The sequence below is a fragment of the Escherichia sp. E4702 genome (assembly GCF_963883545.1).
GTDB lineage: Bacteria > Pseudomonadota > Gammaproteobacteria > Enterobacterales > Enterobacteriaceae > Escherichia.
This window is the reverse complement of record NZ_CAWORF010000059.1, coordinates 1-506: the sequence shown is the minus strand read 5'-3', so window position 1 is coordinate 506 and position 506 is coordinate 1. Positions and strand designations below refer to the sequence as shown.

At 53.4% G+C, this 506-nt stretch carries 1 pseudogene; it reads left to right on the top strand.

Going from position 1 to position 506, the window contains the following annotated elements:
• A pseudogene (locus tag AACU94_RS24525) lies at positions 1–339 on the top strand (IS4 family transposase); the annotation flags it as partial.
• Positions 340–506: the final 167 nt, after the last annotated feature.

The following is a 506-nucleotide window of genomic DNA, read 5'->3' as shown; positions in this document are numbered from 1 at the left end:
CTGAGAAGTAAAAGCCGGAGCGTTGTGGAGCAGGAGTTATGGGGCGTGTTACTGGCGTATAATCTGGTGAGATATCAGATGATTAAAATGGCGGGCCATCTGAAAGGATACTGGCCGAATCAGCTGAGCTTCTCAGAATCATGCGGCATGGTCATGAGAATGCTGATGACCCTTCAGGGGGCTTCACCAGGTCGTATTCCGGAGCTGATGCAGGATCTTGAAAGTATGGGACAACTGGTAAGGTTGCCGACAAGAAGGGAAAGGGCCTTCCCCAGGGTGGTAAAGGAAAGGCCCTGGAGATACCCCATAGCCTCGAAAAAAGGCCAGTCAGTTGCTTAACTGACTGGCATTACAGCCTCGCGCTGGCCTTTTTCTTTTACCTCTCCGCGGTGGATAGGCGTTCACGCCGCATCCGGCATTTGTGTCGGATTCGATGCTGCCGCATCTTATCCGACTTACAGACATCCCGCGCTCGTAGGCTGGATAAGGCGTTCACGCCGCATCCG